This is a genomic window from Candidatus Latescibacter sp. IFSED24 (assembly GCF_058273205.1).
Genome location: NZ_CM177850.1, coordinates 4,836,919 through 4,855,232 on the forward strand (window position 1 = coordinate 4,836,919; position 18,314 = coordinate 4,855,232).

Genomic DNA, 18,314 nt, shown 5'->3' on the forward strand with positions numbered 1-18,314 from the left:
TTAGGGCTGGAGGTCAATTCTGACCGGACATGTTCGGTATGAAACACCGAAATCGCCAGAGCGGGGGAGGGGACGGACGAGGCCGCCCCGGAGTGGGGGTCGGCCTCGTCGGGGGAGCGGGCTGATCGTTCAGCGAGCCAGCACCTCGGTCTGCAACAGCTGCCGGGTCTCCATCAGCTCGGTGCGCAGTTGCTTGTGCAGGAGATAGCGGGCGGCGGCGGTCACGGGGGCGCCGGGCGCGGGGTCGTCGCCGAACAGGCTCTCCAGCAGACCCGGCTGTTCGGGCAGGTGGACCACGCTGAGGGCTGTCTCGGGCGCCACACCGGCGAGGCCGGCCGCCTCGCGGATCGCCGCCTGCAGGTTGCCGAGCCCGTCGATCAGGCCGTTGGCCACGGCCTCGCGGCCGGTGAAGACGCGGCCATAGGCGAGCTGTTCGGCCTCGGCGAAGGAGAGTCCGCGCTGCTGGGCCACCTCGTGCAGCCAGTCGGCGAAGCCGGCCTCGTGGGCGGCGGTGAAGGCCTCCCATTCGTGATCGGTAGGTGCGCGGTCGTCACGACCCAGCCCCGCCAGCGGGCCCACCTCGACTCCGTCCTTGTCCAGGCCGATGCGGTCGTACAGCCCGCTCATGTCGAAGTAGCCGCTGATCGAGCCGATGGAGCCCACCACGCTCAGGGGGTCGGCCAGTAGACGGGTGGCCCGGAACGCGATCTGGTAGCCGCCCGAGGCCGCCACGTCGCCCATGGAGACCACGGTGGGCTTGGCCGCGGCGCAGAGCGCCACCTCGTGGCCGATCAGGTCGCTGGCCAGCCCCTCGCCGCCGGGCGAATCCACGCGCAGGACGATGGCCGCCACGTCGTCGTCGAACCGTGCCCGCTGCAGATCGGCCACCACCGACTCGTGCCCCATGGTGATGCCCAGCAGCGGGTTGACCCCGCTCTGGCGGCCGGCGATGGTGCCCTGGGCGTGGATCACCGCCACGGTGGCCTTGCCCTTGCGGCCCAGGTCCTTCCAGGCGACGTCGCGATAGTCGGCGGGAGTGACGGTGGGCAGGACGTGAAGGTCACTGTCGGTCAGCAGGCGCGCCTCGAGATCCTGCCAGTAGAGCAGGCCGTCGATCAGGCCGAACTCGTGGGCCTGCTGCGGCAGCAGCGCGGCGTGGTCCATGGCCGCGAGCAGGCGCTCGCGGGTGAGGCCGCGTTCGCGCTCGAGGGTGCCAGTGACCTCGTCCCAGTTCCGTTCGAGCACGCGCTGGGCCTGGGCGCGGACGGGGTCGGTCATCTCGGTCTCCATGACCAGCTCGGCGGCGCCCTTGAACTCGCGGATCTTCGAGATGTGCGGTTCGATGCCCAGCTTGTCGAGCATGGCGCGCAGGTGCATGGACTCGCGCCGCAGGCCGCGGACCTCGCAGTAGCCGCCGCGCGGCTGGTAGATCGAGTCGCAGGCCGCCGCGAGGTAGAGCGTCTTCAGGTCTAGGTAGTCGCCCCAGGCGTACACGGGCTTGCCGGTGTCGCGCACCGCGGTGATCCCGTCGCGCAGCTCCTGCAGCGAGGCCCAGCCGGCGCCGTTGGCCGCCGAGAGCTTCCAGATCACGCCGGCGACGCGGTCGTCCCGGGCGGCCTTGGCCATGGCGTCCAGCGCGTCCTGGAGCGTGAGCGTGTCGTCGGCCAGGAGGTTGGCGGGGAAGCTGCCCGGCGGTGCGTACTCGGGCAGATCGCCGTAGAGGTCGAGGATCAGCCAGCTCTCGTCGGCGATGTCGGGCTTCTGGCTCAGGACGAGGTAGGCCGCGCCGGCGATCACGGCGAGCACGATCACCAGCGACAGCAGGCTGAGGGCGACCTGGCGGACGAGCCGGTGGCCGAAGCTTTCGTGAGCCATATGGAATCCTCCCGGGGGATTGGTGGACGCGGAGCGTAGCGGGGTCGGCTATCATGACGCAAGCCCTGGAAAGAGGTTGCCTGGCACGGGACTTGATCCAGGACTGAAAATCTCGTTTAGAAGCGAGCTCCAGAGTGCAAGGTGCCCGCCTGGATCCGACCACCGGAGGGATGTCGACATGCCTGGCTACCGAATGATTCCGCGACGTTTCGCAACGCTCTTCATGCTGACCGTGGCCGCCTGCTTCTGCTGCACGCTGCCCGCCCGCTCGGCCGAGACCTCGGTGGGGCTCGGCCTGGGCGCCACCGCCGGCTTCGGCGTGCAGGGCGACTTCACGTTCGAGCACTTCACCCGCGACGTGCCGCTTTCGCTGCGCCTGTCGGGCGCCTACTCGGGCCGCGACGCCGGCCATGCCCTCGACGCCCGCCGCGTGTTCATCAACAACAACACCAACGGCACTCCCGAGACCTCGGCCAGCACCTGGCAGCTCCGCCTCGACCTGCTCTTCCCGGTGGCCACCCTGGGCCGCACCCCCCTGCACCTGGGCCTCGGCGCCCGCAAGGCCTTCTTCACGGGCTCGTTCGACTACGTCGGCGGCAACGAGAAATTCGACGTGACCAGCGATCCCTGGGGCGTGGGCGCGTTTCTGGAGGCGGCGTTCACGGTGTCCGACAAGCTGGACTTCACGCTCCAGCTCGGCCTCGACCAGTACTTCAAGAGCCGCCTCGAGGGCCACGACACCGCCTACGAGCCCGACGGCGACGACGTCAACCCGCGCGAGGACTACACCTACGACGATGCCGACGCGGCCATCAACCAGCCCAAGACCGAGTGGTTCGGCCTGATCGGCCTGCGGCTGGGCTTCGGCGGCTGATCGGCGGTGGCACGCGCGGCAGTGGCGACCACGGCCGGCCGGTGAGATCATGCCCCCATGCATGTCCCGAACCGGAGGTCCGACCGTGCGGCGTTCCCTGCCCGTGATCCTCGCCATCCCCATGCTGCTCGCTACCGGGTGCGGCGACCAACCCGCATCCGGGTTGCCAGAGGGCTTCCACGTCCTGGCCGAAGCCCGCGCCGATCTGGCCGGCGGCGCGGACACGCTGGTCCGCCTGGTCGGTCGCGCGGGACCGGGCGAGGGCCCGTTCCGGCAGGATCTCCGCCTGGCGGTGGGCCGTTCGGCCCGGCTCTGGCCCCTGCCCAGCGCCTGCGCCTCGGGCTACGAGCCCGTTCTCGAACTGGTCGACGTGACCGGCGACGGCCGGCCGGAGGTGGTCGTCACCGCCGACACCGGCGGCAGCGGCGGCCTCGTCAACGCGGTCGTGGTGGGGGTGGAGCGCGAAGGGGACCACTGGCGCTACCGGCCTCTCTTCGACACCGAGAGCGGGGTGCGCCCGGCCTTGACCGGGGCCCTCGTCACCGGGTTCGCGGCTCGCCTCGAGATCCGCGTGGCCGGCCAGGCCGATCGCACCGAGCGTCTCGACCTGGCGGGCCGCCGCGATCGCTACCTGGCAGCCGGCATCTACGCCGAGGACGGCCAGCTGGCCAGGCCGGTGGAGATCTGGGGGGACGCGCTCATGGCGGTCGAGCCTCTGGGGTCGACCGAGGGCGGTCCGGGCCTGCGGCTGATCCAGCAACCAAGGGGAACAGCCAACGCCGATCGACTGGCCGAGGTGGTCACCGTCCTGGCCTGGCGCGATCAGTCCTGGCAGGCGGTGGACGTCGCCGTCCGCCCGCTGGAGCGCTAGATCCGGTCGAGCAGCGCGCGCACCTCGCTCAGCAGATCGCGCGCCGGCACCGGCTTGAGCAGGAAGGCGTCGATGGCGGCGTCCCTCAGCCGTGACTCGAACGCGTCGTCGGTGATGCCGGAGCAGAGGATCACCGGCAACCCGGGGCACTGGCGACGCATCTCGCCGGCGAGTTCGAGGCCGGTGCGGCCGGGCATGGTCTGGTCGCAGATCACCAGCCTGATGCTTTGACGATGGTCGGCGAGCGCCGCGAGCGCCGCATCGGGGGTCGCCGCCGTGGAGACGCGGTAACCCTGGCGCGTCAGGAGCGCGTCGAGGAAGCGGACGATCTCCGCCTCGTCGTCCACCACCAGTAGGTGTTCGCCCCGGCCTGCGCCGAGCGTCGGGTCGGTTGGCGCCAGCTCGGGAGCCGGCTCCTCCTCGGTGGCCGGCAGGAAGACCGTCACCGTGGTCCCCGCGCCAGGCCGGCTGTGGGCCTGGAGCTTCCCGCCGCAGCTGGTCACGATGCCGTGCACCGTGGACAGTCCCAGCCCGGTGCCCTCGCCCACGGCCTTGGTGGTGAAGTAGGGCTCGAAGGCGCGGGCGAGGACCTCTGCGGTCATCCCGCTGCCCGAATCGTGCACCGCCAGCTCGGCCCAGCAACCGGGTCCGGGCTCCTTGTCCGTGCCGGTGGGATTGATCCGCGTGGCGAGCTTCAGGCCCAGCACCCCGCCGTGCTCGCGCATGGCGTGGAACGCGTTGGCGGCCAGGTTCATCACCACCTGGTGGAGCTGGGCGGGGTCGGCCAGGACGGGCGGGCAGGTATCGTCGAGGTCCAGTTCGATGGCAATGGTGGCCGGCAGCGAGCTGCGGAGCAGGCCCGCGATCTCGCCGACGATGTCCTGCAGGCTCACCGCCTGGGTCTTGGGGTCGTGGCGGCGCGCCAGGGTGAGGATCTGCTGCACCAGGGCGGTGGCGCGCTGGCCGGCGCGCAGGACGCCGTCGAGGTAGCCGCGGACCTGATCCGCCCCGGCGGGCAGATCCTCCTGGGCCAGCTGGGCGTAACCCATGAGCGAGGCCAGGATGTTGTTGAAGTCGTGGGCGATGCCCCCGGCCAGGGTGCCCAGCGATTCGAGCTTCTCGGCCTGGCGCAGGCGGCGCTCGAGGAGCTGGCGCTGGCGATCGGCCTCGTGGCGGTCGGCGATGTCGCGCGCTACCACCACCACGTAGGGGATGTGGCCGAGCTGATGGCGGCCGAGGGTCATCTCCACCGGGACGATGGTGCCGTCGGGACGGGCGAGGTCGACTTCCATGAGCGTCCGCCGGGGCGCGTCTGGTCGGGCCAGGCTCTCCAGACGCGACCAGACCTCGGTGGGCAGCACCTCGGAGAGCGGTCGGGTGAGCATGGCATCCCGGGGGTGGCCGAGGAGCCTGCTGGCGGCCTCGTTCACGTCGAGCAGGCGGCCGCCGGGCAGTTCGGCGCAGAGGATGGCATCGTGTGCGTGGTCCAGGAGCTGCCGGAACCGCTCGAGCTCCACCAGCTTCTGGCGCAGTTCGGGGTAGTAGGTCTTGCGTTGCGAGCGCTCGCCAAAGCCGAGGATCCGCGCGCGCAGATCCTCGCGGGGCTCGGGCTGGTCAGAGGACCTGCTCATAGATCCGCTCCACCTCCTCGCGACTCAGCTCGCGGGGGTTGGTGACCATGCAGGGATCGGCCAGGGCGTTGGCTGCCAGATCGCGCAGCTCGGCCTGGGTCACGCCCAGGTCGCGCAGGCGGGTGTCGATACCGACGCGGCGCCCGAAATCCACCAGCGCCGCGACCAGGGCCTCGCTGCCCGCGGCGGCATCCAGGCCCAGCGCGGTGGCGAGCTTGGCGTACTGCTGCGGCACCGCCGAGAAGTTGATGGCCACCGCCACCGGCAGCAGGATGGCGTTGCAGAGCCCGTGGGGCAGGTCCTTGCGGCCGCCCAGGCTGTGCGCCATGGCGTGGACCACGCCGAGGCTGGTGTTGGAGAAGGCCAGGCCGGCCTGCAGGCTGCCGAGCATCATGCCGCTGCGGGCGTCCACGTCGTGGGGCGACGTGATGGCCTGTTCCAGGTGCTGGTGGATGAGGCGCACGGCCTCCAGGGCATGCAGGTCGGTGAGCGGCGAGTGGGCGTTGGAGGCCAGCGCCTCCACGGCGTGGGTCAGCGCGTCCAGGCCCGTGGCGGCGGTCAGGTCGCGGTCCATGGTCACGGTCATGGCGGGGTCGATGAGCGCCTTGTCGGGCACCATGGACTTGCTGATGATGGCCAGCTTGGTGCCGCGCTCGGGATCGAGGATGATGGCGAACTGGCTCACCTCGGACGCCGACCCGGCCGTGGTCGGCAGGCAGACCAGCGGCGGCCCGGGCACGGGCACCAGGTCGACCCCCTCGAACTCGGTGATCGGCCGCTCGTTCACCGCCACCACGCCGATGGCCTTGGCACAGTCCATGGGGCTGCCGCCGCCCAGGGCCACGATGGCGTCGCAGCCGGCCGCGAGATAGCGCTCGGCGCCGGCCGAGACCTCGCCGATGCGCGGGTTGGGGCTGATGTCGAGGAAGCGGGTGACGCGCAGGCCCTCGGCCGCGAGGATGGCCTCGACGTCGTCGACCCAGCCGGCCTCGGCCAGCCGCGGACCCGCGGCCAGCAGCACGTGGGTGGCGCCCAGGGCGCCGACGCTGTGGCCGGCGAGCTGGCGGCAATCCCAGCCGAAGACGAACTCGGGGGCGACGAACTTGCGCCAGGTCGTGGCGGGATCAGGTCGGCTCATGGGTTACCTCCCGCGGCCAAGCATAGGCAGGGTCGCCAGGCAAGGCAATGTCAGACGAAACCGCCGGTCCCGAGGGACCGGCGGTTCGTATGATCGCGGGCGGTCTGGTCGCTACTTGACCAGGCTCAGCTTGCGGACCTGCATCACGGTCTTGCCGATGCGCAGGCGCGCGAAGTACTGGCCGCTGGCCACCGCGCTGCCGCCGGCGTCCTGGCCGTCCCAGGTCAGCTGATAGTCGCCCATGGGCAGGCGCTCGTTGACCAGGGTGCGGACCAGCTCGCCGCGGATGTTGTAGATGTTGAGCTGGGTCAGCTCGTCGCGGGCCACCACGAAGCTCAGCTTGGTGGCGGGGTTGAACGGGTTGGGGTAGATGGACTTGAACCCGCCGGCCGCCTCCACGGTCGGGGTGTCCTCCACGCCCACCCAGTCGGTCAGGATGATGAACTCGTCGCTCAGGGGGGTGACCTGGAACGCGCTGAAGGCGTAATCCATGTAGCCCTCGGCGTAGATCACGTCGCCGACCGTGGGCGTGTAGGACAGGGGCACCGCGGGCTCCACCTCGACGCTGTCAGCCCAGGCCTCGGTGTCGCTGACGTAGAACTCGAGGTACTCGCTGGTGCCGAGGACCTTGGCGGCGTAGGTCTTCACCCAGACGCTCTCGTAGGCCTCGCCCAGGTAGCCGTTGCCGTCCTCGAGGGTGTTGTCGGCCAGCACACGGGTGCGCACGCGCTCGGGTTCGGGCAGTGCGGTGCCGAAGCCCACCAGGTTCACGGCGTCGGCGTTGTGGGGGATCATCTCGGAGAGGTCGTAGTACTCGTCGCCGTAGCCGCCGACCTCGACCTCGTCGCCGCGGAAGTACTCGTAGGTGGCGCTGCTCTCGTAGACCAGCACGGCGCCCCAGCGGTAGCCCTCGGTGGGGTGGGGCTCGAGGGTCTGCAGGATGAACTTGCTGTTGGCGCCGGCCTCGTTCTCGCCGGCCGCGGTGATCACGCCGTGGATGTTCAGGACGCGGTCCAGATAAGGCGTGGTCTGGTCCTCGGCGTCGGGGTCGACGTACTGCAGGTCGTAGATCGGGGTCATGCCCACGGCCACCCGGGAGAAGCCGTCCGGCGCGTTGCCGGGCAGGGTGACGGTCTGGTCGCCGTCGTCGGTGGCCTCGACGTAGTAGTCGATCTGGCTCTGGGGATGGCCCGCGGGGATGGTGCCTTCCCAGTAGTCGTCGCCCTGATCGACCATGGCGACGCTGCTCCAGCTGCCGGGGGTCTCCCCGTCGCTGTTGCGGTAGAAGACGTTGGCGCTGGCCACGGCGCTGTTGTCCTCGATGGTGGCCGAGACGATGATCGGGGCATCGGGCATGACGACGTAGTTGTCGAGCCGCACGTTGCTGATCACGGGCAGGGTGTCGCCCATGGGGTCCTCGACGAGGTCGCTCTGGTAGCGCGGCTTGAGCTCGATGAGGGCGTTGTACTTCACCACGGGGCTGATGACCTTGTACTCGTCACCCACCGCCACGGCGCTGAAGTCGATGCCGGTGGTGTCGTCGATGTAGACGACCAGGTCCTCGGCGCCACCGGTGGCCAGCGTGAATTGGTCCGTGTCCACCGAGGAGACGATGCCGATGACCGACACGAGCTCGCCGACCCACTCGTAGTCGCTGAGGATCTCGGCGGGCGTGGCCTCGATGGGCGTGGGCAGCGTGCCCGTGCCGGTCACGTCCACCGTGGGGTTGGGCGTGATCTGGATCTCGCCGCCGTAGACGCCCACGGGGCCGGTGACCGTCACCGTGCTGCCCAGGACCGCACCGGTGCCGTTGAGGAAGAAGCCGATGCCGCCGGTGCCGTCGTGGATGTAGTGGGTGCCGCTGTTGTAGACGCCGGGAGGCGCGAAGACCACGCCGGTGATGGTGACGGTCTCGCCGGCGTAAGGGCTGTCCGGGTCACCGGTCTCGGTATACTGCTGGATCTGATCGATGGTCTGGGCCACGCCCATGCCCGCGATCAGCGCGACGAGGAAGATGCTGGTGAGCAATGTCTTCATCCTGTGGACTCCTTGAGGCTCGGATACGAGAACCCTGAACGACTCGCATGGTGTCAAGCGATGGCTGACGAGTGGGCCGGGGCGCGATCCAGACGGCGATTGTTACCAGTCCAACGACTGGGGTCCCTCTCCGGGTATGCAAACCCGCGGGAGGATTACGGCCTCCCGGGATATGCGATCTCCTGGCTCTGGTCGGGCGCATTATAACACAAGGAAACCCGGGGTTCCAATCCCCCCGGGTTAAAAATCCTTGAGAATTTTCAATTCAAAAGCCGGCTAAATGATGGATCGTCCGGTCATTTCCTGGGGTTTCGGCAGATCCAGCAGGTGGAGGATGGTGGGCGCGATGTCGGCCAGCCCCCAGCCCTCGTCGGCGATCCGGTCGGTCTGGCCCGCGAACTCCTTGCCCGCCACCACGAAGGGGACCCGGCTGAGGCTGTGCTGGGTGAGGACCTTGCCGCTCTGGTCGAGCATCTCGTCGCAGTTGCCGTGGTCGGCGGTCACGAGCCAGATGGTGCCCGCTTCCAGGCTGGGTGGCATGATCTCGGCCAGCAGGCGGTCGAGGGTCTTGACCGCGGCGACGGCGGCCTCGAACACGCCGGTGTGGCCCACCATGTCGCCGTTGGCGAAGTTCACGATGACCACGTCGTAGTCGCCGCCGCGGCACGCCTGGGCCACCACCTCGGCCACCTCGGGCGCCGACATCTGGGGCTGCAGGTCGTAGGTGGCCACCCTGGGCGAGGGCACCAGCTTGCGCACCTCGTGGGGCCAGGGATCCTCGCGGCCGCCGTTGAGGAAGTAGGTCACGTGGGCGTACTTCTCGGTCTCGGCGGTGCGCAGGTTGCGGATGCCGTGCTCGGCGAAGATCTCGGCCAGGCCGTGGTGCGGCTGCTCGGGCGTGAACACGGCGGGCACGTCGGCCAGCTTCTCGTCGTACGGGGTCATGGTCAGGTAGTTGACCCGGGGACGCCGCTCGGGGCCCCAGCCCTCGAAGCTGGGGTCCATGAACGCCCACGTGAGCTGGCGCGCGCGGTCGGCGCGGAAGTTCCAGAAGAAGACGCTGTCACCATCCTCGACCCGGTCGCCCGTGAGGACCACCGGCAGCATGAACTCGTCGGTGACGCCCTCGTCGTAGCTGGCCTGGATGGCGGCCAGGGCGTCATCGGCGCGTGGGCCCTCGGCGTCGACGATGGCGTTCCAGGCCTTCTCGTTGCGGTCCCAACGCTTGTCGCGGTCCATGCCGTAGTAGCGGCCCATGACGGTGGCCACGCGGCCGGCGCCGATCTCGGCGAGCTTGGCCTGGAGTTCCTGCACGTAGCCGAGGCCGCTGTGCGGGTCGGTGTCGCGGCCGTCGAGCAGCGCGTGGATGCAGATGTCGGTGAAGCCGGCGACCTTGGCCTCGCGGACGATGCCGTAGAGGTGGTCGGTGTGGCTGTGGACCCCGCCGGGGGAGACCAGGCCGATCAGGTGCAGGCGCTTCGTGCCTTCGAGGCCCTTGCGGGTGAACTCGCGCCAGGCGGGACGCTGGGGAAACTCGCCGTCCTCGAGGCTCTTGCCGATGCGCACCAGCTCCTGGTACATGACGCGGCCGGCGCCGATGGTCAGGTGGCCCACCTCGCTGTTGCCCATCTGGCCCTCGGGCAGGCCCACGGCGAGGCCGGAGGCGTCGAGGACGGTGTGGGGATACGTCTTGAAAAGGCTGTCGAAGAAGGCGGGCTTGGCGGCGGTCAGGGCGTTGCCGCGGTCGGGGTGGTCGTCCTCGCGGTAGCCGACGCCGTCGAGGATGCAGAGCACGAGGCGCGGGCGGGGCTGGTCGGTCATGGGGAAGGCTCCCGGCAGGCAGGTCAATCGGTGTCCACGGCTCCGGCGGGCAAGCGCCAGATCTCGGTATCGCTCAGCGCCAGGAGCACGGTCCGTCCGAGGCTATATAGCGCGGATCCCGGCCTCTCGCCAACGCTCTCTTCGCCCTCCTCGCGCACGCGGCAGACCGCGCCGGCCTGCAGCACGGCGCGGGTGACCTCGCGGCCGTCGGCGAGCAGTTCGCTCACGCGGAGGTTGCCGCGCCGGACCACGAGGTCGCAGGGCGGCTCGGGGTGCAGGAGCTCGTCGGGGATGAGCTCGAGGCGGACGCACTGGGGGCGCAGGCGGTCGATCAGTGCGCGGCGGGTGGCGAAGAGGCGGGCGTCGCGGTCCAGGGCGAGGGTGCCGGGGGGGAGGTCGAGGGGGGCTTGGAGGTCGTCGAGTTCGGTGGGCATGGGGGTTCTTTCGGGATACGGGTGTTGCAGTACGCCGGGTCCGGGACGTCCGCTCCGGATCGCTGCTTCTCAGGTTAGGCAGGGACACCCGGGAAGGCAACGCGCATCTGGGATTCCGGTCGTGGCGAGACGCTTGACCATCTGGGCAACAGGGCTTACGTTCCCCACGTCCGTTAGGGGTGGCTGGAAAGCCTGAGATCACACCCTCCGCACCTGACCCGGGTCGTACCGGCGTAGGAAAACGGAAACCGCCCGATCTCTCATCTTCCGCCACCGGCCCTGTCCAGGAGCCGGTCTTTTTTCGGCTCCCGCATACCGATCCACGAAGCGAGGTTCGCCATGTCCGAACGTCCGCATCGCGTGGCGGCGGCGGGAATCAGCGTCCTGATCCTTGCCCTGCCCTGGGTGGCCAGCGCCACCGGAGCGGCCGACACCACCGCGCCCGACGACACCACCCGGGTGCCGGTCTACCAGGAGGAGGAGGTCGTCGTCATCGCCTCGCGTTACGGCACCGACGTCCACCTCAGCCAGACCAACCTGCCCCGTCCCGCCATCCGCCGCGCGCGCACCGCCGCGGACATCCCCATGCTGCTGCAGGACATCCCCGGCGTCTTCAGCTACAGCGACGCCGGCAACGGCATCGGCTACACCTACCTGAAGATCCGCGGCTTCGACCAGCGCCGCGTGGGCGTCCTGGTCAACGGCATCCCGCTCAACGACCCCGAGGACCACCAGGTCTACTGGGTCGACCTGCCCGACCTGGCCTCGAGCCTCGAGGACATCCAGGTGCAGCGCGGCATCACCAACGGTGTGGGCGGCGTGACCGCCATCGGCGGCAGCGTGAACCTGGTGACCGACGTCCTCGGCGACCATCCCAAGGGCCGCGCCACCGTCGAGGCCGGCAGCTACGGCACCAACCGGCGCATGCTCAGCTACCGCACCGGCGAACTGGGCCAGGGCTTCTCCACCGGCCTGCGCCTCAGCCAGCTCGAGAGCGACGGCTACCGCGAGCGCGCCGGCAGCGAGCAGTGGGCGGTGTTCTGGTCGGGCCGCTGGCGCAGCGAGCGCCACCTGCTGCAGGCCAACATGTACACCGGCAAGGAGCTCACGCACCACGCCTGGGACCCGGCGCCCGCGTCGGTGCTCGCGGAGAACCGCCGCTACAACCCGGAGCAGTACTGGAACGCGGTGGACGACTTCCGCCAGCCGCACTACGAGCTGCACTGGGAGTGGGACCTGGCCGAGAACCTCCTCCTGCGCAACAGCGTCTACCACGTCCACGGTCGGGGCTTCTACGAGAACTACAAGCAGGACGAGAGCGCCTGGCTCTTCAGTCTCGACCGCCTCGACGGCTTCGAGACCGACACCGACACCGACTTGGTCCGCACCAAGTGGGTCCGCAAGGACCAGACCGGCTGGGTGCCGTCGCTGCTCTGGGAACACTCGGGCGGCCGGCTCGTGGTGGGCGGCGACTGGTACACCTTCCACAGCAACCACTGGGGCGACGTCCTCCTGGCGGGACCCGACGCCACCGGCGGCATGCTCACCCCCTTCGACATCCCCGACGGCTACAAGTACCACCACTACACCGGCGACAAGGACGCCTGGTCGGCCTACCTCAACGAGCGCTGGGAGCTCCTGCCTGGCCTCACCCTGCTCGCCGACCTCCAGTTCCAGCACCGCGCGTACGACTTCCTGCAGGAGGAGGTCGGCAACTTCACCGGCGACCTGCGCAACGCCTACGCCGTGGAGTACGACTTCTTCAACCCCAAGGGCGGCCTCTTCTGGCAGACCCCGCTGCGTCCGGGCGGCGGCAGCCTCGGCGTCTACGGCCACGTCGGCGTCACCCACCGCGAGCCCGCCGACACCGACTACTGGGGCGCCTGGGCCGGCCCCGACGACCTGGGCCAGACCCCGCTGTTCAACCAGCGCACCGAGGTCCGCGGCGCGGGCGGCGCCGTCGAGTACGTCCGCTGGTCCGACGCCCAGATCGACGAGGAGAAGGTCACCAACTGGGAGGGCGGCCTGGCCTACCACGCGCGCGACCTGAGTGTCACGGTCAACGGCTACTACATGGACTTCGCCAACGAGATCGTGGCCACCGGCTACTGGGACGCCGACAACAACCGCACCGCCCGCACCAACGCCGAGCAGACCGTCCACAAGGGCCTGGAGCTCGGCCTCCGCTGGCGCCCGCACCGCGACCATCGCCTCTCGGTGGGGCTCAGCCGCAGCTGGAACGAGTACGACCGCTTCCGCTTCGAGGTCCCCGACCCCGAGGGCGGCGACCCCTACGTCGAGGACTACTCGGGCAACCCCATCGCCCTGTTCCCCGAGGCGCTGGCCTCGGCCACCTGGACCAGCCGCGTCGGCGCGCTCTCGGGCGACCTGCGCGTGCGCCACCTGGGCAAGCAGTACCTCGACAACACCGGCGACGAGGCGCGCACCATCGCCGCCTCCACCACCGTCGACGTCTCGCTGTTCCTCGACCTGGGTCGCGCCGGCCTGCGCGCCCTCGACGGCATGGAGGCCTACCTGCGCGTGCTCAATGTTTTCGATGAGGACTATTACACCACCGGGTATTATGATGCCTGGGACTACGGGGAGAACATGTACATCCCGGCGGCCCTGCGTCATTTCCTCGTCGGCGTGAACTACGATTTCTAACCGACCGCCCGCTCGCGCCGCGCCGCTCACCACGGCGGCGCGGCCACCGGGCCGGCGGCACGGTCGAGGCGACCATGTCCTTCTATGACCACGAGACCGGCGGCGCCGCCTGCCCCATCTTCCCCAAGAAGGGCCCGCGCGCGGTGATCCTCTGCGACGGCCCGCCCCCCGAGCCCGAGGTGATCGCCTACTGGCTCGGCGGCGCCGACCTCTTCATCGCCACCGACGCCGCCGGCCATCCGTACGACCACCTGCCCATCCCACCCCAGGTGGTGATCGGCGACTTCGACTCGCTCGCCGGCCGCCTCCTCGACGGCCGCGACGGCCCGGTCTTCCTGCGCGACGACGACCAGGACACCACCGACAGCGAGAAGGCCATCCTCTACGCCCTGGACCGCGGCATGCAGGAGGTCGTCCTCCTCGGCGCCGTGGGCTGGCGCCTCGACCACACTCTCTACAACACCCAGCTCCTCGAACGCTACGCCGACCGCCTCCGCCTGGCCCTGGCCGGCTACGCCGCCGACGGCGTCCGCCTCGCCCCGGGCGAGACCGTGTCCTGGTCCCTCGACCCGGGCACCCGCTTCAGCCTGACGCCGCTGCTGGGCACCAGCCGCGGCGTGACCGTCGAGGGCGCCGAGTTCCCGCTTTTGGGCGAGGAGCTCGGCCCGCAGGGCCCCAGCTCGGTGAGCAACCGCGTGGCCTACGACCCGCTCCTGATCCGCGCCGGCGACGGCCCCCTGCTCGTGCTCGTCGACCGCGAGGGCCCCTCGGCCGGAGCCCGGTACGAGGACTGATCATGGTCCTGGCGGCGGTCTACGCGCTCTTCCTGCTCTGGGTCGTGCTGCGCCTGTTCCGCCGCCCCGTCGACGGCGAGGCCGACTACCTGGTGGCCGGCCGCCGCCTCACCCTGCCCGCGTTCGTGGCCTCGCTGGTCACCACTTGGTACGGCGGCATCCTCGGGGTCGGCGAGTACGGCTGGTCGCACGGGATCAGCAGCTGGCTCGTCTTCGGCGTCCCCTACTACCTCTACGCGCTGGTCTTCGCGCTGGTCCTCGCGCGCCGCGCCCGCGCCTCCGCCGCCCTCAGCCCCTGCGACCAGCTCGAACGCGCCTGGGGCCGCCCCGCGGCGCTCATCGGCGCGGCCACCCTCTTCGTCATGACCGCCCCCGCCGCCTACGTGCTCATGCTCGGCGTGCTGATCGAGCTCGCCACCGGCTGGCCGCTCTGGCTGGGCGTGGTCCTGGGCACGGCGTTCTCGGTGGGCTACGTGTTCCGCGGCGGCCTGCGCGCCGTGGTGGCCACCGACAAGGTCCAGTTCGTGCTCATGTTCCTGGCCTTCCTGATCCTGGTCCCGGTGTGCCTGGCCAAGTACGGTGGGGTCGACTGGCTGCGCGCCAACCTCCCCGCGCAACACCTCCGGGCCGACGGCGGCCTGGGCTGGCAGGCCATCGCCGTGTGGTACGCCATCGCCGCCGCCACCCTGGTCGAACCCGCGTTCTACCAGCGCTGCTACGCCGCGGTCGACGAACGCACCGCCCGCCGCGGCATCCTGGTCTCGCTGGTCTTCTGGCTCGTCTTCGACCTCCTCACCACCACCGCCGGCCTCTACGCCCGCGCCGTCCTGCCCGACCTCGCCGACCCCGTGGCCGCCTTCCCCGCCCTGGCCGCGGTCGCCTTGCCCTCGGTCTGGCAGGGCCTGTTCACCGTGGGCCTGCTAGCCACCATCATGTCGACCGTGGACAGCTACGCGTTCCTCGCCGCGGTCACCCTGGGCCGCGACCTGGTGCGGCGGCGCACGCAGCCGCCGGGCACGCTGCTCGGCGGCGAGGACGTGGCGAACCTGCGGCCGGTGCGCTGGGGATTGCTAGCCACGGCGGTGCTGGCGGTGGTGCTGGCGCTGTGGTCGCAGAGCGTGGTGGCGCTGTGGAAGACGCTGGGATCGGTGGGGACGCCGGTGCTGCTGCTGCCCTTGTTGCTGGCGCATCTGGGGCGCCGGGGCGGCGGGGCGCGGGCGCCGCGGCGGGTCGCCTGGGGGATGGCGCTGGCGGGGCTGACGTCGCTGGGGTGGCTGGTGGCCGGCGGGGGGGAGCCGTTCCTGGGGGTGGAGGCGATCTTTCCGGGGCTGTTGGTCTCCGGCGGGGCGATGGTGGGGGTCGGGGTCTCCTCTCGAAAATGAAACTTGACATTTTCGCCATATGTTCGTATAATATCTGCTAGCCAACCTCCTCCCGGATCGCTGGTCTTCCCATGTCCTTCCAACCCGATCTGCCCGCCGAGGCCGTGCACGCACGCCTGGTGGAAGCCGTTCGTTCCTTGAACCAGGCCGAGCACCACGTCGTGGTCTGGTTCGCCGAGGTGCGCCGCCGCCGGCTCTACCGCGCCTTCGACTGCGCCTCCATGCGCCAGTACGCCGTGACCCGCCTGGGCTTTTCCGTCACTCGCGCCGCCGATTTCGACCGCCTGGCCGCGCGCCTCGACGAGCTGCCGCGTTTGCGGGCCTCGGTGGCCAGCGGCGAGCTGGGCTACACCAAGGCGCGGGAGATCGTCAAGGTGGCGAGCCCGCGCACCGAGGCGGAATGGCTGCAGACGGCGGCATCCTCCTCGCGCCGCGAGCTGGAGGCCAAGGTCCAGCGGGTGCGGCGGAAGGCGCAGGCGCGTCGGGCGGCGCGGGTGGGGCAGGGGGAGTTGCTGCCGAGCACCGAGTCCGCGTCCGAGACCCGGCTGGCGGCGGCCGCTCCGGTCCAGGTCGGCCTGCGGCTGACGGCCGAGCAGGCGGCGCGGTACGAGGCGCTGTGGCAGGAGCTGGGTCGGGCGCCGAACGCGGAGGACCTGCTGGCGGCGCTGGCGGAGCTGGTGGAGGCGCGGGGAACATCGAAAGGCGTAAGTGACAGTGATGAAATCAGATGCGCTGGAGCCAGCCCCCGGGGGACGCGTCCTCCGGTCCAGATCCACGTCCATCGCTGCCCCGAGTGCGGGGCCATGGAGGCGGCCGGGCGGCGACTGGACAATGCCGACGCTGCCCGCGTGGAATGCGATGCGGCGCTGGCCGAGCCCGGCGGGCGGAACACCACCACGATTCCGCCCGGTACGCGGCGCGCGGTGCTGGCGCGCGATCGCCATCGCTGCCGGACGCCGGGCTGCCATCACACGCGTTTCCTGGAGGTCCATCACATCGTGCCGCGCAACCGGGGAGGCACCAACGCGGCGGCGAACCTGATCACCCTCTGCAGCGCCTGCCACCGGCTGTGGCACGAGCGAGGGCGGCCGCCGGTCTGGTTCCCGGGTCGCGAATCCGCGTCTTTCCAGTGTGCCGAGGGCGTCAGTCCGTCTGGTTGAGGCCCTCGAAGACATCGCGGGCCCAGGCATTCACCATGGGTAGGCGGTGGAAACCCTGCACCTCGAACCAGCCGTCGAGCAGGCCGTCCTCGCGCTGGATGTGGATCCAGCGGCGGTTGTCGGTGGCCACGAGCTGGACGTGTTCGCCGGGGCGGAGCACGCCGAAGGGTTCCTCGTCGCCGGGCTGCATCAACAAGGGGAGGTGGTGCTTCATGGTCAGCGGGTAGAGGCCCATGTCGTAGAGGTCGGCCGGTTCCTCGACGAGGGTGTCGTTGGCGAGGTGGAAACGCGCCTCGTAGGACCAGGTGTGCAGGACCTTGCCGTGCTGGCGGGTGGCGATGGTGCCCGCGCCGTCGCAGGTGAGGGCGGGGCCGGTCGCGGCGAACGGTTTGCCTGGCAGCTTGCCGATCAACTGGAACCGCTCGCCGTCCCAGCGGACGAAGCTCGTGGCGGGGTCGTCGCTGGGGCCGTTCTCGGGGATCAGGATCTCGACGAACACGTCGGTGGTGTCCACGTCCACGAGGAACGCTTCGCCGGTCATGGCCACGCCCTGGCCGCTGATTGTCTCGTCGCCCAGCCGGAGGTGGAACGACTCGATACCCAGCACGTCCCGGTCGAAGCGGACCTGGACCGTATCGGCGTGCCCGTCGCCGTCCAGATCTCCCGTCAGATCCAGCCCGGTGGCCGGGACGGTCAGGATCACCGCCAGCAGCAGGACAATCCAGCCCCTCACGCCTGCACCTCACGGTACCGGAAGCAATCCACCACGTGGTCGTTGACCACGCCCACCGACTGGAGGTACGCATACACGATGGTCGACCCCACGAAGTTGAATCCCCGGCGCTGGAGGTCCTTGCTGATCCGGTCGGACAGCGGGGTCGAGGCGGGCAGTTCGCCCAGCGTACGGAAGGCGTTCTGGACCGGGCGGCCATCCACGAAATCCCAGAGGTAGTCCGCGAACCTGCCGTGCTCGGCGACCAGCGCCAGCCACGCCCGCGCGTTGCGCACCGCCGAGGCGATCTTCAGGCGGTTGCGGACGATGCCGGGGTCGAGCCGCAGCCGCTGCTGATCCGCCTCGGTGAACCGCGCGATCCGCTCGGGATCGAAGCCGTGGAACGCGCGGCGATAGCCCTCGCGCTTGCGCAGGATCGTGATCCAGGCCAGGCCGGCCTGGGCGCCTTCCAGGAGCAACATCTCGAAGAGGTGGTGGTCGTCGCGGCTGGGCGTGCCCCATTCCTCGTCGTGGTACCGGATGTAGAGCGGGTCCTCGCCGCACCACTGGCAGCGGGTCATGGGGCCATGCGGGCGGCCTGCTTGGCGGCCTCGTCGCCCACCACCGGCAGCTTGAACTGTTCGCCCTGCCAGGCCTTGAACATGCAGTAGATCCACAGGACCACAGTCACCAGGCTGATGACGCCACCCAGGAGCGTGCCCAGGACGGGGATGATGCTCACGGCCCAGCCGGCGACCGAGAGGATGCCGAAGGTCATGAGCGACTGCATGGCGTGGAAGCGTACGAAGGGGCTCCTCTGCTCGATGATCAGGAAGATGAGGCCGGTGACCCAGAAGAAGGCGTAGCAGAGGGTGGCGGCCACGTTGGCGGTCAGGCCAGTGGACGAGCGTTCCATGA

Annotated in this window: 15 protein-coding genes and 1 riboswitch; of the genes, 6 read left to right on the forward strand and 9 right to left on the reverse strand. The window is 70.1% G+C overall.

The window, feature by feature from the left end; translation table 11 throughout:
* Positions 1 to 129 precede the first annotated feature (129 nt).
* Complete coding sequence (locus IFSED24_RS19435) at positions 130 to 1,875, reverse strand: S49 family peptidase (protein ID WP_491333152.1); 1,746 nt, start codon at positions 1,873 to 1,875, stop codon at positions 130 to 132.
* Between the two features lie 178 nt (positions 1,876 to 2,053).
* Here IFSED24_RS19435 and IFSED24_RS19440 point away from each other — a divergent pair, with 178 nt between their 5' ends.
* Both IFSED24_RS19440 and IFSED24_RS19445 read left to right on the forward strand, forming a co-directional pair.
* Positions 2,054 to 2,749, forward strand: coding sequence for a hypothetical protein (locus IFSED24_RS19440; RefSeq protein ID WP_491333153.1), 696 nt, complete (start codon positions 2,054 to 2,056; stop codon positions 2,747 to 2,749).
* A gap of 85 nt (positions 2,750 to 2,834) precedes the next feature.
* Positions 2,835 to 3,620: a YybI family spore inner coat protein gene (locus tag IFSED24_RS19445; RefSeq protein WP_491333154.1), complete on the forward strand. Its 786-nt coding sequence runs from the start codon at positions 2,835 to 2,837 to the stop codon at positions 3,618 to 3,620.
* On the opposite strand, the gene IFSED24_RS19450 is transcribed toward IFSED24_RS19445, so the two are convergent.
* The 5 genes from IFSED24_RS19450 to IFSED24_RS19470 form a co-directional block, all read right to left on the reverse strand.
* A complete protein-coding gene (locus tag IFSED24_RS19450; protein ID WP_491333155.1) occupies positions 3,617 to 5,251 on the reverse strand; it encodes a hybrid sensor histidine kinase/response regulator in 1,635 nt (544 codons plus the stop codon). The two genes, IFSED24_RS19445 and IFSED24_RS19450, sit on opposite strands and share 4 nt — an antisense overlap.
* A complete protein-coding gene (locus IFSED24_RS19455; RefSeq protein WP_491333156.1) occupies positions 5,235 to 6,389 on the reverse strand; it encodes an iron-containing alcohol dehydrogenase in 1,155 nt (384 codons plus the stop codon). Before IFSED24_RS19455 ends, IFSED24_RS19450 begins: the two co-directional genes overlap by 17 nt.
* A gap of 111 nt (positions 6,390 to 6,500) precedes the next feature.
* Positions 6,501 to 8,426, reverse strand: a complete 1,926-nt coding sequence (locus IFSED24_RS19460; protein ID WP_491333157.1) for a FlgD immunoglobulin-like domain containing protein — start codon at positions 8,424 to 8,426, stop codon at positions 6,501 to 6,503.
* 276 nt (positions 8,427 to 8,702) lie between these two features.
* Positions 8,703 to 10,247: a 2,3-bisphosphoglycerate-independent phosphoglycerate mutase gene (gpmI, locus tag IFSED24_RS19465; RefSeq protein ID WP_491333158.1), complete on the reverse strand. Its 1,545-nt coding sequence runs from the start codon at positions 10,245 to 10,247 to the stop codon at positions 8,703 to 8,705.
* A 23-nt stretch (positions 10,248 to 10,270) separates the two neighbouring features.
* Entirely contained in the window at positions 10,271 to 10,681 is a 411-nt protein-coding gene (locus tag IFSED24_RS19470) for a hypothetical protein (protein WP_491333159.1), read from the reverse strand.
* Between the two features lie 165 nt (positions 10,682 to 10,846).
* Positions 10,847 to 10,938: riboswitch (TPP riboswitch) on the forward strand.
* Positions 10,939 to 11,020: 82 nt separating this feature from the next.
* Here IFSED24_RS19470 and IFSED24_RS19475 point away from each other — a divergent pair.
* The 4 genes from IFSED24_RS19475 (at position 11,021) to IFSED24_RS19490 (ending at position 16,684) form a co-directional block, all read left to right on the forward strand.
* Positions 11,021 to 13,348: a TonB-dependent receptor gene (locus IFSED24_RS19475; protein ID WP_491333160.1), complete on the forward strand. Its 2,328-nt coding sequence runs from the start codon at positions 11,021 to 11,023 to the stop codon at positions 13,346 to 13,348.
* A gap of 74 nt (positions 13,349 to 13,422) precedes the next feature.
* A complete protein-coding gene (locus tag IFSED24_RS19480; RefSeq protein ID WP_491333161.1) occupies positions 13,423 to 14,142 on the forward strand; it encodes a thiamine diphosphokinase in 720 nt (239 codons plus the stop codon).
* Positions 14,143 to 14,144: 2 nt separating this feature from the next.
* Positions 14,145 to 15,524 carry a sodium:solute symporter family protein gene (locus IFSED24_RS19485; RefSeq protein WP_491333162.1) on the forward strand — a complete coding sequence of 460 codons (1,380 nt, stop codon included), beginning with the start codon at positions 14,145 to 14,147 and terminating at the stop codon, positions 15,522 to 15,524.
* 71 nt (positions 15,525 to 15,595) lie between these two features.
* Complete coding sequence (locus tag IFSED24_RS19490) at positions 15,596 to 16,684, forward strand: HNH endonuclease (RefSeq protein WP_491333163.1); 1,089 nt, start codon at positions 15,596 to 15,598, stop codon at positions 16,682 to 16,684.
* On the opposite strand, the gene IFSED24_RS19495 is transcribed toward IFSED24_RS19490, so the two are convergent.
* From IFSED24_RS19495 to IFSED24_RS19505, 3 genes are read right to left on the reverse strand one after another with little or no spacing between them, the layout of a single operon-like run.
* Positions 16,668 to 17,417: a hypothetical protein gene (locus tag IFSED24_RS19495; RefSeq protein WP_491333164.1), complete on the reverse strand. Its 750-nt coding sequence runs from the start codon at positions 17,415 to 17,417 to the stop codon at positions 16,668 to 16,670. The two genes, IFSED24_RS19490 and IFSED24_RS19495, sit on opposite strands and share 17 nt — an antisense overlap.
* Positions 17,414 to 17,977, reverse strand: coding sequence for a DNA-3-methyladenine glycosylase I (locus tag IFSED24_RS19500; protein WP_491333165.1), 564 nt, complete (start codon positions 17,975 to 17,977; stop codon positions 17,414 to 17,416). Before IFSED24_RS19500 ends, IFSED24_RS19495 begins: the two co-directional genes overlap by 4 nt.
* On the reverse strand, positions 17,974 to 18,312 hold the full coding sequence (locus IFSED24_RS19505) for a DUF4870 domain-containing protein (protein ID WP_491333166.1): 339 nt from the start codon (positions 18,310 to 18,312) through the stop codon (positions 17,974 to 17,976). The genes IFSED24_RS19500 and IFSED24_RS19505 overlap by 4 nt, the downstream gene beginning before the upstream one ends.
* Positions 18,313 to 18,314 lie beyond the last annotated feature (2 nt).

Excerpts from the sequence above, each read along its gene's own strand:
- IFSED24_RS19435 (WP_491333152.1), bottom strand. The coding sequence starts at position 1,875 with ATGGCTCACGAAAGCTTCGGCCACCGGCTCGTCCGCCAGGTCGCCCTC.
- IFSED24_RS19440 (WP_491333153.1), top strand. The coding sequence starts at position 2,054 with ATGCCTGGCTACCGAATGATTCCGCGACGTTTCGCAACGCTCTTCATG.
- IFSED24_RS19450 (WP_491333155.1), bottom strand. The coding sequence starts at position 5,251 with ATGAGCAGGTCCTCTGACCAGCCCGAGCCCCGCGAGGATCTGCGCGCG.
- IFSED24_RS19455 (WP_491333156.1), bottom strand. The coding sequence starts at position 6,389 with ATGAGCCGACCTGATCCCGCCACGACCTGGCGCAAGTTCGTCGCCCCC.
- IFSED24_RS19460 (WP_491333157.1), bottom strand. The coding sequence starts at position 8,426 with ATGAAGACATTGCTCACCAGCATCTTCCTCGTCGCGCTGATCGCGGGC.
- gpmI (WP_491333158.1), bottom strand. The coding sequence starts at position 10,247 with ATGACCGACCAGCCCCGCCCGCGCCTCGTGCTCTGCATCCTCGACGGC.
- IFSED24_RS19470 (WP_491333159.1), bottom strand. The coding sequence starts at position 10,681 with ATGCCCACCGAACTCGACGACCTCCAAGCCCCCCTCGACCTCCCCCCC.
- IFSED24_RS19475 (WP_491333160.1), top strand. The coding sequence starts at position 11,021 with ATGTCCGAACGTCCGCATCGCGTGGCGGCGGCGGGAATCAGCGTCCTG.
- IFSED24_RS19480 (WP_491333161.1), top strand. The coding sequence starts at position 13,423 with ATGTCCTTCTATGACCACGAGACCGGCGGCGCCGCCTGCCCCATCTTC.
- IFSED24_RS19485 (WP_491333162.1), top strand. The coding sequence starts at position 14,145 with ATGGTCCTGGCGGCGGTCTACGCGCTCTTCCTGCTCTGGGTCGTGCTG.
- IFSED24_RS19490 (WP_491333163.1), top strand. The coding sequence starts at position 15,596 with ATGTCCTTCCAACCCGATCTGCCCGCCGAGGCCGTGCACGCACGCCTG.
- IFSED24_RS19500 (WP_491333165.1), bottom strand. The coding sequence starts at position 17,977 with ATGACCCGCTGCCAGTGGTGCGGCGAGGACCCGCTCTACATCCGGTAC.
- IFSED24_RS19505 (WP_491333166.1), bottom strand. The coding sequence starts at position 18,312 with ATGGAACGCTCGTCCACTGGCCTGACCGCCAACGTGGCCGCCACCCTC.